The sequence below is a fragment of the Lacisediminihabitans sp. genome (assembly GCF_036404185.1).
Taxonomy (GTDB): domain Bacteria; phylum Actinomycetota; class Actinomycetes; order Actinomycetales; family Microbacteriaceae; genus Lacisediminihabitans.
On record NZ_DASWPB010000197.1, the window covers coordinates 1 to 14,509 of the forward strand.

A 14,509-nucleotide genomic window follows, 5' to 3' on the forward strand; every position below is an offset into this window, starting at 1 on the left:
CCGACCCTCAACCCCGATTCCCCGGCCGACCTCCTCAGGGCTCTCGGCGTCGCGGGGCTCATGGTCACCTCGACCCGGTCCTGGGAGCTGAAGAAGCTCAGGCATCCGGCGATCCCGCCGCTGCTCGAATACAAGAAACTCGCGAGGCTCCTGGCCGCGAACGGCTGGCACTGGCTCGATACGAACGTGCGGGACGGCCGGTTCCATCCCGAGTACGTGCCGGGAGGCGTGGTCACCGGGCGCTGGGCGAGCACGGGCGGCGGTGGGGCGCTGCAGCTGCCGAAGCAGATCCGGGGTGCCGTCGTGGCCGATCCCGGGTGGAAGTTCGTCGTCGCCGACGCCTCGCAGCTGGAACCGCGCATCCTCGCGGCGATGTCGGGCGACCGGGGGATGGCGGAGGCGGGCAGCGCGGGCGACCTGTACGCCGGCATCGTGGCGAGCGGCGCCGTCGAGACCCGAGACCAGGCGAAGGTCGCCATGCTCGGAGCCATGTATGGGGCGACGACCGGCGAGAGCGGCCGGCTCATGCCGAAACTCACCCGCGCCTATCCGAGGGCGATCCGGCTGGTGGAGGAGGCGGCGAGGGCCGGCGAACGGGGCGAGGTGGTGACCACCCGTCTCGGCCGCAGCTCACCCCGGCCGGGGGCGGCCTGGCGCGAGAGCCAGTCGGATGCCTACGACGAGACCGCGACGGACGCCGAGACCGCGCGGGCGAGGGGGCAGTCGCGGGGATGGGGCCGGTTCACCCGTAACTTCGTGGTGCAGGGGACCGCCGCGGAATGGGCGCTCTGCTGGATGGCGAACCTCCGGCGGAGCCTCATCGAGCTGTCCGGCGACGCCTGGCTCACGGACGGCCCGCACCTCGTCTTCTTCATGCACGACGAGGTGGTGGTGCACTGTCCGGCCGAGCTGACCGAGCGGGTGGAGGCGGCCGTGCGTCAGGCCGCCGCGGACGCCGGCCGGCTGCTGTTCGGCGCGATGCCGGTCACCTTCCCGCTCACGGTCGCCGTCGTTGACGACTACGGTCAGGCCAAGTAGCCGGCTCGTTTCCTGCCGCGCCGCGGGCGGACCTCGGATGGCCCGCGGAACGCGTCGTAGTCGGAGAGCGTGGCGATCGCCGCGCCGAGCCAGGCGATCGCGGCGACCCCCTGGGCCTCCCGCGCGACGAGGGCCAGGCGGGCGTCCACCGGGAGGGTGTCGGCGGAGGCCGCGACCCTGGTGCCCGCGAGGTCGGCCTCCCACCAGCGCCGGAAGCTCTCCGCGAGCCCCTCGGCGGCGGGCGAATCGATGGAGCTGGTCACGAGCACCTGGTCGAGCATCTCGGTCCACTCGGGCAGGGACTCGAGCAGCGGCTCGTGCATCCAGCAGGCCGCCTCGTCCCGGCCGGCCTCGGTCAGCCGGTGCATCGGCAGGCCGTCGTCCGTCGTTCCCGCCGGCTCGACGAGGTTCTGCTTCGACAGCCGCTCGAGCGTCCCGTACACCTGGCCGACGTTGACCGGTCCGCGGTGCGGCGCCCGGCCGGTGAACTCCGCGTGGAGCTGCAGCCCGTAGGCGGGGCCGAGGGTGAGGACCGCGAGGAGGCCAGAGCGCACCGACATCCCGCCTCCAGGTCTTCCAAACTTCTACCGAGTATAGGTCTTCAACCGATCGGAGTGCGCCGGAGGACGGGCCGGCCGCGCGACGAGGCCATCAGCCAGCTGCCGCAGGCGATGGTGAGCGGCAGGCCGACAGCGGTGAGACCGATCTGCAGCCACGGCGGTGCGAAAGGCGCTCTGCCGCCGGGCAGCTCGAGCGCGAGAGCCGGGAGCAGTCCGACGGCCGCGCCGAGGACGGCACCGAGACCGCTCAGCAGGAGCGATTGCCAGAAGGCGAAGCTGCGGCGGGTGATCGAGCTTGCACCCAGGCTCCCGAGCGTGGCATCGTCCTGTCGCCCCTCCGCCCGGGCGAGTCCGATCGCGACCGCGGACGAGCCCACGGCGACGAGAGAGCTGAGGCCGAGGAGGATCCAGGCGACGAGATTCGCGAAGGGAGCCGGACCGGTCTCGATGCTGAGCGTGCTTCCGTCCGGGTCCCCCGTCAGCGCGGCGGTGTCCTGGCGTGCCGCATCGAGTTCGCCCGTCGATGGCGGCCTCGTCAGGGAGGCGAGCACCAGCGAGGACGCAGAGGGCAGCCCGAGTCGATCGGCGGTCGCGGTGGGCACGAAGACCCCGAAATTGATCGGATGGGCGGGGCTATCCACCACGGCATCCAGATGCGTGACCGACACCGGCTTCTTGTTCGAGGAATAGATGGCGTCATCGGCCAGCTGTTTCGCCGTCCACCAGTCCAGTTCGATCTCGCCACCACTCACGTATTCGGGATACAGCGCAACGGCGTGGCCGGCGGCGAAGGCCGTTCTCGCGGACGGCGACGGCTGCCGCCCGAGCACCAGCGCGAGATCGTCGATGCTGCCGACCCAGAGCCGTCCGCCGGCGTTGTGCGCGGAAGAGAGGAAGGTGTTTGTGCTGCAGCGCCGATCGTTCTGGCTGGCGGTGGCAAAGGCGGGATCCAGGAGTCGTTTCTCCGAGTACTGCGGCGACCGGGCGTCCATCGGGCACAGATTGGCCGCGGGGACGGTGAGCACCGGATAGCTCGGGAGGGAGGGGACCTTCGCCGCGATCTGGTCGGGACCGATGTCGAAATCCGGAACGCTCGACAGAGTGCGCACCGTCTTGACGGGGAGTGTGGAGCGTAGCGCTGCGACGAACGGGCCACTCGGAGCTGTGACGTACCTCATGCGATCCGGCATCGCCGCGTAGTCGAGCTGGGAGCTGACCTGGCCCGGCATGGTCGTGTACTGGTGACCGGCGTCGCTCTGTACCTGGCTCGATCCGACGACGCACATCGCGAAGACGGCAACGAAGACGGCGGTGAGGATGGCCGCGAAGGCGGGCACCGCCCGTCCGGGGTTTCGCGCGGCGTCGCGGAGCGCGAGCCGGCTGCCGAGGCCGGATCGCGAGAACGCGGCGGCGGCACCACGCAGCAGTAGCGGTCCGCAAAGGGCGAGTCCGACCTGGACGACGATCGGCCCGGCGACGACGAGGCCGGTGAGGAGCGCAGCCGTTCGGCCTCCGTTCCCGCTGATGGTGTGACTCGCCCGCGCCTCGATGACGAGCAGGATGCCGCCGACGACGGCCAAGCCGGTGCCGACGAGCACCACGATCACCCCGACGATCGGGCGGCGTCTGCTCGGCGTGGGCGGGCGACGGGCTCCGCGCAGGGCGCCGACCACGTCGAGTCGGGATGCGGCGATCGCGGGGGCCAGGGCGGAGATCCAGCCGACGACGACGGCGAAGACGAGGATCCCGGCCAGGATCGGCCAGTCGAGGTGGTAGCCGTAGTACCGGGTCGTGCTTCCGTCGCCGGTGAGCGCCATGGCGAGGCTGCCGCAGCTGATGCCGAGCGCGAGACCGAGCAGACCGCCAAGGGTACCGAGCACGATGCCGTTCGCGGAGACGATGCGGAACAACACCGACCGCGGTGCGCCGACGCTGGCCACGATAGCGAGGGTGCGCTGCTGCTGGCGTGCGCCGACCGCGAAGGCGGCGCCGGCGAGCAGAACCACCTCGAACACCGTGAAGGCCGCGATCAGCGCGGTGGGGGCGAGCAGGATGACGAACCAGTTGGGGTGCGCGTATCCGGGTGTCCCGGAGCCGGGCGGGGGAGGATCGAGGAGCACCTGCCGTGACAGCACCGTGACGCCGTGCCGATTCAGACCCTGCACGGCGTCCCAGTCGAGGGGCAGCGCGGGCAGGTAGTAGCTCGTACCGGCGATTCGGTCACCGCCCGACGCTGTGACGAGCGCGCCGGGCAGAGCGAACAGGGTGGAATTGGCGGAGCCCTTCGTTCGGTCATCGAGCACGCCGACGATGGTCACCGTCCGCTCGAGCGGGGTGTGCTCGGCGACGGTGTCGCCGAGCCTCGCGCCGAGCCGGGTGAGAGCCCCGGGCGTGACCATGATCTCGGAGTCAACGCGGGGAACCCGACCCTCCAGCACCTCGAAATGTCCATGCAGCGCCGCATCCCACGGTTCGCCCTCGATCACCGGAAGGCTGGCGACCCCGTGGGCGGTGGTCACCGTCGCCGCCGCGGGGAATGTCGTGAGGACACGGGTTCCCGCGGGCAGGTAGCTCGTCGGATCCGCCAGTTCCGTATTGGTGAGGTCCCGCGTGTCGTTCGAGAACTTCTCGCCGTTCTGCCACCAGTCGGGATCGGTCGGATACTGGCTCAGCCCGGGATCCGGCGGGCTCACGACCCGTAGTCTCGCCTCGCTCCGGCCCAACTGGGTCGCGACGGTCTCTGCCGGTGTCGGATCCGTGCTCCGGGCGACCAGCACGACGGCAGACAGCCCGGCGATGGGCAGCGCGATGAGCAGGCCGATCAGCAGACTCCTGCCGATCGAGCGCACGCTCGTCCGACGGGCGATTCGCACCGCGATCCGTTGTCCAGAGACCGGGCGCACGCTGACGGCTCGCGGTGGATGCGCGGAGGCCGGGTCGGCCTCGATCCGATGGCTCACGGGCGTGTCCCCGAGAGCAGGGTGTCCACACCCGTTGCCACGCTCTCGTCGACGATCCTGCCGTCCCGCAGGAACACGATGCGGTCTGCCCAGGCCGCGTGTCGGGCATCGTGAGTGACCAGGATGCCGCCGGCACCGGCATCCACTCGGCGGCGCAGCATCCGCAGCACCACCTCACCGGTGGTGCTGTCGAGCGCGCCCGTTGGCTCGTCGGCAAGGACGATGCGTCGGGTGCCGACAACCGCCCGCGCGATTGCGACCCGTTGCTGCTGGCCGCCGGACAGGTCGTCGGGGAAGTAGTCGGCACGATCATCGAGCTCGACGGTGCGCAGGGCGTCGAGGGCGGCGCTCCTGGCCTTGCGGCGCTTCCAGCCGTCGAGCTCGAGCGGCAGCGAGACGTTCTCCACCGCGGTGAGCGCCGGCACCAGGTTGAAGTCCTGGAAGACGAATCCCAGGGTGCGGCGCCTCAGTGCGGCGATCGCCGTGGTCGACAGGGTGGAGAGCCATTCGCCCTCGACCACGACCTCGCCGCTCGTGGGCACCGTGAGACCACCGGCGATCGTGAGGAGCGTCGACTTGCCGGAACCGCTCGCCCCCATGATCGCGATGAGCTCACCGTCGTGCAGGGTCAGATCCACCCCGCTCAACGCGGTGATCGCGGTCTCGCCCCTGCCGTACTGCTGGGAGATCCCGTCCAGCCGGAGCAGGACATCCGCGCTCACCGGTGGTCTCCGTGCATCGTCTTCGCCGGACGACCGCGTTTCGGGATGTCCGTGGCCAGCGGCTGCGGTGCGGCTCGCCCCGCCGCGGCTGCCCGAGCCAGCCGCGTCTCGGAGTGGTCCAGCCAGCGCACCTCGGCCTCCGCCGCGAAGATGAGCGAGTCGACCACGAGCAGCCAGGACAGCTCCTCCGCCGTCTCGGGCTCTTCCGTGGTGTTCTTGGTACGGGTCAGGTCTTGCAGCGTACGCACGGTCGCCGCTCGCTGCACCTGGATCACGCTGGCGATATCGACGCCGGGGAGGGTGACGGCGATGGCGAGCTTGATCGCGAGCTCGTCCCTGGCGGCGGTGGTTCGAGCCACCGGGGAGCCGAGCCAGCCGGCCACCTCGACGTGCCCCGACTCGGTGATCCGGTAGTGAACCTGACCGTCGGTTGCCTCGTCGCCGCGCTCGACCAACCCGTCTCGCTCGAGCCGTTCGAGGGTGTTGTACACCTGGCCCACGTTGAGCGGCCACGTCGAACCGGTGCGCCGGTCGAACTCGCTCTTGAGCTGATACCCGTAACACGGTCCCTGATCGAGAATGGCCAACAGACTCTGACGGATCGACACTGAGGGTCCTCCTGGATCGCACGATAGTGTTTCCGAGTATATGCATACTTGACACGTATTTATCAGGCGTGTCGCGGCGCGGCAAATCACATAGTTGTTATTTCCCGGGTTCATCGGCGATAATTGGCCCCAGCGGTTCACCGCAACAATTTCATACGCACCAGCACTGGGTTTCAGCCCGAGAGCATTCCGAGGTCGATGGGGAAGTCGCACCTCAACGGAATGGAGTTATCGTGACTGTACCGAATGCTGGCTCAACGGCGCCTGCTGGTCACACAGCACGAGCCGTTACTCGGGCACGCGGAGTGCTGTACGTGCACTCCTCGCCCCGCGCGCTCTGCCCCCACATCGAGTGGGCGGCAGGAGGCGCCCTCGATCGCGCCGTGAACTTCACCTGGGCCGAGCAGCCCGTGCTGCGAGGCTCGATGCGCACCGAGTTCTACTGGGAGGGTGCCCAGGGCACGGGCGCCGCCATCGCCTCCGCCCTGCGCGGCTGGGAGCACCTGCGATACGAGGTGACCGAGGACGCGTCGCCAGGCAGCGACGGCGGGCGGTGGATGCACACGCCCGATCTCGGCATCTTCTTCGCCCAGACCGACAGCGCGGGCAATGTGGTCATCCCCGAGGACCGCGTGCGGTACGCGATGGAGATCGCCGGCTCGGATGCCTTCGAGCTGCACCGCGAGCTGCGTCTCGCCCTCGGCCAGGCCTGGGACGACGAGCTCGAGGCGTTCCGCCACGCGAGCGACACCAACCAGGTTGTGTGGCTGCACAAGGTCGGCTGACCGTGGCGGACTAACCGCGGTAGACCGCCAGGATGCGTTCGACGTACGTGGTGGGGGAGAACAGCTCGCGGTCGATGATCGCGCCCTGTGACATCGCGACGAGTCGTGACGGATCGCTGGCCAGGTCGACGAGCGCATCGGAGAGGCCGGCCTCGTCCGGCGTCCGCGAGAGCGCACCGGAGTTGCGCAGTCCCTCGCTCAGCTTGGGATCGCAGTAGAGCACGCCGCGACCGCGGCTCACCGCCTCGGCGATCGTCATGGGCTGGTTGTCGAAGCCGAGCGAGGTGATGGCCACGGCCGCGGATTCGTCCATCATCCGGAGGACGTCGTCGTGGGGGAGCGAGCCGTACACCCGGATCTCCGGATGCCCGGCCGTGAGTTTCTCCAGCGCGGCGAAGTCGGAGCCCTCGCCGACAAAGTCCACACCGAAGCCGTTGCCCGTGCGCTCCAGGGCGTCCAGTGCCGCCCGCGCGAAGGGCAGCGGGCGCTTGACCGGCTCGCACCTGGCCACCCAGAGGAAGCGCGGCCTGGCCGCCGTCTCGGGCGTGAGCAGGACCGATGGGGTGACCGGCGGTGCGATGGGGTTCGGGATCACGGCAATCGGCCGGTCGACCCCGGCCGCCCTGAGGTCCTCGGCCTGATGGGCCGAGGGGGACACCACCCTGTCGGCGGTCCCGGCCATCGTGAGCACGAGGTTGCGCAGCAGGTTGTCGGTCTTGCGCGGGGTGAAGAACTGGTGCGGGATCTTCGCCCCGATGACGATCTGCAGCGCCCAGTGGATGAACCAGGCGACGGAGGCCTGCGGGCCGCCCTCGCTCGCCCAATAGAAGCTGTGCACAGTGTGGACGAGCGGGATGCCGATGCTGGCCGCCGCCGCCTTGGCCACGTGGGCGAGCCCGAACTCGGTCTGGACGTGCACGACGTCGATGCGTTCGTCCCGCAGGTAGGCCTCGAGCGCGCGCCGGGTGCGCGCGGTGTTGGGGATCACGGCGAGGTCGAGCACGGGCATCCGGAACAGCGGTCTCACCTGGAGGCCGTCGTCGACACGCTGATACCGCCTGCCGAAGACACCGCGGGCGGGCGAGACGATCACGACGGAGTGCCCGGCATTCTCGAGCGCCAGCCTCTGCTGCCGCATGGAGGTCTGGGCGCCGCCGACGTAGTCGAAGTAGTAGTCGCTGACTATCGCAATACGCATGGGAAGCGGGGACGGCCCCGGCTAGACGCTCCTGATGGCGAGGACGGCGTTGTGCCCGCCGAAGCCGAAAGAGTTGCTGATCGCGAGAAGCGGTCCGTCCCCGAGGGCGCGCGGCGAGGTGACCACGTCGAGCGGGATCTCGGGATCCTGGTCGGTGAGGTTGATCGTGGGAGGCGCCAGGCGGTCCCGCAGCGCGAGGATGGTGAAGATCGCCTCGAGCGCGCCGGTGCCGCCGAGCAGGTGCCCGGTCGCCCCCTTCGTCGCCGAGACCGGGATGCTGTGGATGCGATCCCCGAAGAACGCCTTGAGCGCGGCGTATTCGGCGATGTCGCCGACCGGGGTGCTCGTCGCGTGCGCATTGATGTGCATGACCTCGTCGCGATCGGCGCCGGCCTGCTCGAGCGCGAGACCGATGGCACGGGCCGCTCCGCGACCGGTGGGATCGTTCGCGGTGATGTGGTACGAGTCAGCGGTGACGCCGCCGCCGGCGATCTCGGCATAGATGTGCGCGCCGCGGGCGAGGGCGTGCTCCTCGGTCTCCATGACGACGCTCGCCGCGCCCTCGCCCATGACGAAGCCGTCGCGGTCGACGTTGTACGGTCGCGACGCCGTCTCGGGGGAGTCGTTGCGACGGGACAGCGCCTGCATCGACGAGAACGACGACATGGTGATCGGGTGGATGGCCGACTCGGTGCCGCCGGCGATGATCACGTCCGCCAGTCCCAGCTGCAGGTGCTCGTAGGCGTTGGCGATCGACTCGGTGCTGGAGGCGCAGGCGGAGGCGACGGTGCGGGCGAAGGCGCGGGCCTCGAAGGCCATCGAGATCGCCGCGGATGCCGCGTTGGGCATCAGCATCGGCACGGTGAGCGGAAGGACTCGGCGCGAGCCCTTCTCGCGGAGGGTGTCCCAGGCGTCGAGCAGGGTCCAGAGCCCGCCGATGCCGGTCGCGTAGTCGATGCCGAGGCGCTCGGGGGCGACGGAGGGTGCGCCGGCATCCGCCCAGGCCTCCCTGGCGGAGATGAGGGCGAACTGAGCTGAGGGGTCGAGGCGCTTGGCCTCCTGACGCTCCATCATCTCCTCCGGGCGGACGAGGGCGCGCGCGGCGAAGTTCACCGGGATCCCGTAGGTCTCCGCCCAGTCGTTGTCGAGTGTGTGAGTGCCGGACTCGCCGGCGAGCAGGGCTTTCCAGGTGTCGGTGACATTCCCGCCGATGGGCGATGTCGCGCCCAGCCCGGTAACAACGATTTTTTTGGTCATAACGGCATCTTTCTCATGGATCTCACGATGGGCATCGTCATACGGGCGCGGCCAGTCCAGGTGTGGCCCAGGACTGGCCAGCCGCGTCTGTCGGGACTAGCCCTGTGCGTTGACGATGAAGCTCACCGCGTCTCCGACGGTCTTGAGGTTCTTGACCTCTTCGTCGGGGATCTTCACGTCGAACTTCTCTTCTGCGTTCACGACAATGGTCATCATCGAAATGGAGTCGATGTCCAGGTCGTCGGTGAACGACTTGTCCAGCTCGACCGAGTCGGTGGCGATGCCGGTTTCGTCGTTTACGAGTTCTGCGAGACCTGCCAGAACCTCTTCTGTGGACAATGCCATTGTGTTTTCTCCTTGGGGGTGTCGTTTGACCGTTGATTATCTTACGGGAGGACCACGACCTGGGCGCCGAAGGCGAGGCCCGCGCCGAAACCGATCTGCAGTGCCAGTCCGCCGCTGAGCTCCGGGTGCTCCTGGAGGAGCCGATGGGAGGCGAGCGGGATGGACGCGGCCGAGGTGTTGCCCGTGGTGGCGATGTCCCGCGCGATCACGATGTCCTCGCCGAGGCCGAGCTGCTTGGCGAGCTCGTCGATGATGCGCATGTTCGCCTGGTGCGGGATGAAGGCGGCCAGATCGTCGGCGGTGATGCCCGCCGCCGTAAGGGCCTGCTTCGCGACCTTCGCCATGTCCCAGACGGCCCAGCGGAAGATGGTCTGGCCCTCCTGGCGCAGGGTCGGCCAGGTCGCGTCGCCGTTCTTGAAGTCGATGGTCGTGGCGTTCATACCGACGGAACCGGCCCTGGAGCCGTCGGACCCCCAGACGGCGGCAGAGATGCCCGGTGTCTCGCTCGGGCCGATGACGGCAGCCCCCGCCCCGTCGCCGAGGAGGAAGGAGATCGACCGATCGGTCGGGTCGACGAACTCGGAGAGCTTCTCCGCGCCGATCACGAGCGCGTAGTGCGCCGCTCCCGCCCGGATGAGAGCGTCGGCCTGGGTCACGCCGTAGCTGAAGCCCGCGCAGGCCGCGTTCTGGTCGTATGCCGCCGCGGGGTTGGCCCCGACCCTGTCGGCGACGACGGTGGCCATGGACGGCGTCTGCTGCACGTTGCTGATGGTCGCGATGATAACGAGGTCGATGTCGCCGGCCGGGACCCCGGACTTCTCGATGGCCTCGCGCGCGGCATCCGTCGCCAGGTCGACCGCGAGGATGCCCGCGGAGGCCCGGGTGCGGGTGATGATGCCCGTGCGCTGCCTGATCCACTCGTCGCTGGAGTTGATCGGCTCGATCAGGTCGTCGTTGGTGACGATCAGGTCGCCGCGGGCGGCACCGTAGCTGTAGATGCGGGTGAACTGCGGTCCGTGGGACTGCTGGAGAACTGTCTGGCTCATGACTTCCCGTCGATCAGGTCGAAGGCCGCGGCGAGATCGTCTGGGGTTTTGACGGCCACCGTCGGCACGGACTTGAGGCCGCGCTTCGCGAGTCCGACGAGGGCGCCGGCCGGGGCGATCTCGATCACCCCGGTGACACCCCCAGCCGCGAAGGCGTCCATGGTCTTGTCCCACCGTACCGGCGACGACACCTGTCCGACGAGCAGGTCGATGAAGGTCTCGCCGCTCGTGACGGAGGAGCCGTCGCGATTGGTCCAGATGGGGATGCTCGGATCGTGTGTGGGGAGGCCGGCGGCCGCGGCGCGGAGGCGCTCGGCGGCGGGGGCCATGTAGCGGGTGTGGAACGCCCCGGCGACCTGGAGCGGGATGACCCGCGCTCCGGCCGGTGGATCGGCCTTGAGGGCCTCGAGACCGGGTAGTTCGCCGGCGACGACGATCTGGCCGCCGCCGTTGAAGTTGGCCGGTGCGAGATCGAGCTCGGCGAGCCGGGCGAGCAGCTGTTCCTCGTCGCCTCCGACGACGGCGCTCATGCCCGTGCGGGTGATCGCGGCGGCCTCGGCCATCGCGGCGCCGCGCTCGCGCACCAGGGTCATCGCATCCGTCTCGCTGAGGATGCCTGCGGCGGCCGCGGCGGTGACCTCGCCGACAGAGTGCCCGGCGACGCCGCCGATGCGGTCGCGTCGGCCATCCAGGAGGGCGGAGAGGGTGAGCAGGCCGGCGGCGACGATGAGCGGCTGGGCGACGGCCGTGTCGCGGATCGTGTCCGCGTCCGAGGTCGTGCCGTGCTTCACGAGGTCCATGCCTGCCGCCTCGGAGAGGGCGGTCAGCCGGTCGAGGAAGCGGGGCTCAGCGAGCCACGGTCCGAGGAATCCGGGGGTTTGAGAGCCCTGACCCGGGCAGACGACGACGATCACTTATCAAGTCTCCTATGACGTGCGGGGAAGTCGGTTGTGACACCCCACTAATAAACGGGACATCCTTTGGGCTAGTCCTCCAACATAGCGGCTGCCGCCGCCTCCTCGGGGCCGGCTGATCGCGTGGCGGCGGGAGAAACTACTCCTGTGGCGGCGGGAGATAAGACCTCTCTGCGGCGGTCGTGGCGGGAGTAGTGGCGCCGTGGCGGCAGATATGACCCCTCGTGGCGGGGCAAGCGAACGGCGGCGGGAGTTGGGCCTCCCGCCGCGAGTCAGTTTCTCCCGCCACGAGTATCGGGCGGGGCGGGGCGGGATTGGATGGGGCGGGTGCGAAGAAGGGAGCACGAAGGCGGGAGGAACGGAGAGAAGGGAAGGGAGCACCGCGCCTGGCGGCGAGATCGGCAGGAGCGGACGGCTCAGCGGCGGCGGCCGGGCGCATCCGGCTCGGCGATGGAGCCGATGATGAGGGCGGCCTGCAGGATGAGGGACTCACGGGCGCCGGTGGCGTCCCAGCCGATGACCTCCGAGACCCGCTTGAGGCGATAGCGCACGGTGTTCGGATGCACGAACAGCTCACGGGCGGTCGCCTCGAGCGAGCGCCCGTTGTCGAGATAGCACCACAGGGTGGTCAGGAGCTCCGTGGAGTGGGCCTGCAGGGGCTTGTAAATGCGGTTGATGAGCGTCGCCCTGGCCAGGGCGTCCCCGGCGAGGGCGCGTTCGGGCAGCAGATCGTCGGCGAGCGTCGGCCGGGTGGCGTTCCGCCAGGAGCGGGCGACGGCGAATCCGGCGAGGGCCGCCTTCGCGCTCCGGGAGGCGTCGACGAGGCTGGAGACCTCGTGCCCGAGCACCAGATGCCCGTCGCCGAAGCCGGGCTCGAGGGCCTTGGCGATGTCGATGAACGGGATCAGGTCGGTGGCGGCCGGCTCGTCCTCTCCCGGGGTCGGATGCGCGCGGCCGATGACCAGCACCAGCCGGTTGCCCTGCACCCCGATCAGCACGTCGGCGTCCAGGTGTCTTGCGGTGCGGCGCAGCATGTCGACGTCGAGCACCCTCGGCGCGGTGCCGACGAGCACGGACACCTCGCCGTGGCCGTGCCAGCCCAGCGCGGCGATGCGGCTCGGCAGCTCGTCGTCGTACTCCCCGCTGAGGATGGAGTCGACGACGAGGGCCTCGAGCCTGGCGTCCCAGAGTCCGCGCGCCTCGGCGGCCCGCGCGTAGACATCCGCAGCTGCGAAGGCGATCTCGCGCGAGTAGAGCAGGATGGCCTCGCGCACCGACTCGTCGGCACCCTTGACCCGTTCCTCGACGACCTCGACCGTGACCTTGATGAGCTGGAGGGTCTGTGTCAGGCTCACCGAACGGAGCAGCTCCCGCGGAGCGGCACCGAAGACATCCGCGGCGATCCACGGGGTGGATGTCGGGTCATCGAACCAGTGGATGAACGAGGTGATCCCGGCCTGCGCGACGAGACCGACCGCCGACCGCCGCCCCGGAGGCATCTCGCCATACCAGGGCAGCGTGTCGTCGAGTCGTTTAAGCGTCGCGGTCGCCAGCTCGCCGGAGATCGCCCTGAGCCAGGAGAGCGTCTGCTCTTTGGTTTTCGCCACCGGTGCCATGGGTCGTCGAGCCGGTCGCCGTCCTAGCTCTCGCCGCCGACGGATCCGGTGGTTCCTGCGGTCACGTCGTGCAGCCGGTACCGGTCGATGGCCTGCTGCGGGACGCTGGGATCGATCTTGCCCTGCTTCACCAGCAGCTCGAGTGTGCGCACGACCGCCGACGGTCCGTCGATCTTGAAGAAACGACGCGCCGCCGCCCTGGTGTCGGAGAACCCGAAGTCGTCGGCACCGAGGGTCGCGAAGTCGCCGGGCACAAACGGCCGGATCTGGTCGGACACGGCGTGCATGAAGTCGGTCATCGCGACGAACGGACCCTCGGCACCCGCGAGCCTCTGCGTGAGGTAGGGAGTGCGCGGCTCGGCGTTCGGGTTGAGGAAGTTCTGCTGTTCGGCGTCCAGCCCCTCCCGGCGCAGCTCGGTCCACGAGGTGACCGACCAGACATCGGCCGACACCCCCCAGTCGTCCGCGAGCAGCTGCTGGGCCTCGAGGGCCCAGGGAACCGCGACCCCTGAGGCGAGCAGCTGGGCCTTGGGGCCCGTGCTCTCCGACCGGTTCAGCAGGTAGATGCCCTTGAGCAGGCCGTCGACGTCGAGGTTCTCCGGCTCGCCCGGCTGGACGATCGGCTCGTTGTACACCGTGAGGTAGTACATGACGTTGGGGTTCGGATGCGTCTCTCCGTACATCCGCTCGAGGCCGGCCTTGACGATGTGGCCGATCTCGTACCCGTATGCGGGGTCGTAGGAGACGACCGCCGGGTTGGTGGATGCGAGCAGCAGCGAGTGGCCGTCGGCGTGCTGGAGTCCCTCGCCGGTCAGCGTGGTGCGTCCGGCCGTCGCCCCGATGATGAACCCGCGGGCCATCTGGTCGCCAGCCGCCCACATCGCATCCCCGGTGCGCTGGAATCCGAACATCGAGTAGAACACGTAGACCGGGATCAGCGGTTCGGCGTGTGTGGCGTAGGAGGTGCCCGCCGCGGTGAAGGCCGCAAAGCCGCCCGCCTCGTTGATGCCGACGTGCAGGATCTGGCCCTGCGCGCTCTCCTTGTAGGAGAGCAGCTGCTGCCGGTCGACCGGGGTGTAGTTCTGCCCGTGCGGGTTGTAGATCTTCGCCGTCGGGAAGTAGGCGTCCATGCCGAAGGTGCGCGCCTCGTCCGGGATGATCGGGACGATGCGGTGGCCGAACTCCGGAGCCTTCAGAAGGTCCTTGAGCAGGCGGGCGAAGGCCATGGTCGTGGCGATCTCCTGCTTGCCGGAGCCCTTCTTGGCGATGGCGTACGAGTCCTCGGCGGGGATCGAGATCTGGGTGTACCGCGAACGGCGCTCCGGGACGTAGCCGCCGAGCGCCCTGCGGCGCTCGTGCAGGTACTGGATCGCCTCGTCGTCCTCGCCGGGGTGGTAGTACGGCGGCAGGTACGGGTTCTCCTCGAGCGTGGCGTCCGTGATCGGGATGCGCAGGGCGTC

At 69.5% G+C, this 14,509-nt stretch carries 13 protein-coding genes; 2 read left to right on the forward strand and 11 right to left on the reverse strand.

Annotated elements, in window-relative coordinates; translation table 11 throughout:
* A partial coding sequence (locus VGC18_RS14040; protein ID WP_331098468.1) for a bifunctional 3'-5' exonuclease/DNA polymerase occupies positions 1–1,038 on the forward strand: 1,038 nt, incomplete at its 5' end.
* Here the strand turns inward: VGC18_RS14040 and VGC18_RS14045 are convergent.
* The 4 genes from VGC18_RS14045 to VGC18_RS14060 are packed head-to-tail and all read right to left on the reverse strand — an operon-like array spanning position 1,026 to position 5,888.
* Complete coding sequence (locus VGC18_RS14045) at positions 1,026–1,598, reverse strand: PadR family transcriptional regulator (protein ID WP_331098470.1); 573 nt, start codon at positions 1,596–1,598, stop codon at positions 1,026–1,028. The two genes, VGC18_RS14040 and VGC18_RS14045, sit on opposite strands and share 13 nt — an antisense overlap.
* 41 nt (positions 1,599–1,639) lie before the next feature.
* Positions 1,640–4,558 carry an FtsX-like permease family protein gene (locus VGC18_RS14050; protein WP_331098472.1) on the reverse strand — a complete coding sequence of 973 codons (2,919 nt, stop codon included), beginning with the start codon at positions 4,556–4,558 and terminating at the stop codon, positions 1,640–1,642.
* Positions 4,555–5,280 (reverse strand): ABC transporter ATP-binding protein, encoded by a 726-nt coding sequence (locus VGC18_RS14055; protein WP_331098474.1) that lies wholly within the window; start codon positions 5,278–5,280, stop codon positions 4,555–4,557. Before VGC18_RS14055 ends, VGC18_RS14050 begins: the two co-directional genes overlap by 4 nt.
* Positions 5,277–5,888 carry a PadR family transcriptional regulator gene (locus VGC18_RS14060; protein WP_331098476.1) on the reverse strand — a complete coding sequence of 204 codons (612 nt, stop codon included), beginning with the start codon at positions 5,886–5,888 and terminating at the stop codon, positions 5,277–5,279. Before VGC18_RS14060 ends, VGC18_RS14055 begins: the two co-directional genes overlap by 4 nt.
* 305 nt (positions 5,889–6,193) lie before the next feature.
* Here VGC18_RS14060 and VGC18_RS14065 point away from each other — a divergent pair, with 305 nt between their 5' ends.
* Positions 6,194–6,673, forward strand: a complete 480-nt coding sequence (locus VGC18_RS14065) for a DUF3145 domain-containing protein (RefSeq protein WP_331098478.1) — start codon at positions 6,194–6,196, stop codon at positions 6,671–6,673.
* A gap of 10 nt (positions 6,674–6,683) precedes the next feature.
* Here VGC18_RS14065 and VGC18_RS14070 read toward each other — a convergent pair whose 3' ends face one another.
* The 7 genes from VGC18_RS14070 to VGC18_RS14100 all read right to left on the reverse strand — a co-directional run.
* The gene (locus VGC18_RS14070; RefSeq protein ID WP_331098480.1) at positions 6,684–7,871 is read right to left on the reverse strand and encodes a glycosyltransferase family 4 protein; all 1,188 of its coding nucleotides are present in this window, start codon (positions 7,869–7,871) and stop codon (positions 6,684–6,686) included.
* A gap of 21 nt (positions 7,872–7,892) precedes the next feature.
* Positions 7,893–9,128 (reverse strand): beta-ketoacyl-[acyl-carrier-protein] synthase family protein, encoded by a 1,236-nt coding sequence (locus VGC18_RS14075; RefSeq protein ID WP_331098482.1) that lies wholly within the window; start codon positions 9,126–9,128, stop codon positions 7,893–7,895.
* A 96-nt stretch (positions 9,129–9,224) separates the two neighbouring features.
* Entirely contained in the window at positions 9,225–9,473 is a 249-nt protein-coding gene (locus VGC18_RS14080; protein WP_331098484.1) for an acyl carrier protein, read from the reverse strand.
* Between the two features lie 41 nt (positions 9,474–9,514).
* Entirely contained in the window at positions 9,515–10,519 is a 1,005-nt protein-coding gene (locus tag VGC18_RS14085; protein ID WP_331098486.1) for a beta-ketoacyl-ACP synthase III, read from the reverse strand.
* Positions 10,516–11,433, reverse strand: a complete 918-nt coding sequence (locus VGC18_RS14090; RefSeq protein WP_331098488.1) for an ACP S-malonyltransferase — start codon at positions 11,431–11,433, stop codon at positions 10,516–10,518. The genes VGC18_RS14085 and VGC18_RS14090 overlap by 4 nt, the downstream gene beginning before the upstream one ends.
* Before the next feature lie 416 nt (positions 11,434–11,849).
* Positions 11,850–13,049, reverse strand: coding sequence for a helix-turn-helix domain-containing protein (locus VGC18_RS14095; protein ID WP_331098489.1), 1,200 nt, complete (start codon positions 13,047–13,049; stop codon positions 11,850–11,852).
* Positions 13,050–13,072: 23 nt separating this feature from the next.
* Positions 13,073–14,509 (reverse strand): transketolase-like TK C-terminal-containing protein (locus tag VGC18_RS14100; protein ID WP_414672896.1); only part of this gene is annotated, 1,437 nt, incomplete at its 5' end.

What these genes read in the sequence shown, in the direction of transcription:
- VGC18_RS14045 (WP_331098470.1), bottom strand. Translation starts at nt 1,598, where the DNA reads ATGTCGGTGCGCTCTGGCCTCCTCGCGGTCCTCACCCTCGGCCCCGCC.
- VGC18_RS14070 (WP_331098480.1), bottom strand. Translation starts at nt 7,871, where the DNA reads ATGCGTATTGCGATAGTCAGCGACTACTACTTCGACTACGTCGGCGGC.
- VGC18_RS14075 (WP_331098482.1), bottom strand. Translation starts at nt 9,128, where the DNA reads ATGACCAAAAAAATCGTTGTTACCGGGCTGGGCGCGACATCGCCCATC.
- VGC18_RS14080 (WP_331098484.1), bottom strand. Translation starts at nt 9,473, where the DNA reads ATGGCATTGTCCACAGAAGAGGTTCTGGCAGGTCTCGCAGAACTCGTA.
- VGC18_RS14085 (WP_331098486.1), bottom strand. Translation starts at nt 10,519, where the DNA reads ATGAGCCAGACAGTTCTCCAGCAGTCCCACGGACCGCAGTTCACCCGC.
- VGC18_RS14095 (WP_331098489.1), bottom strand. Translation starts at nt 13,049, where the DNA reads ATGGCACCGGTGGCGAAAACCAAAGAGCAGACGCTCTCCTGGCTCAGG.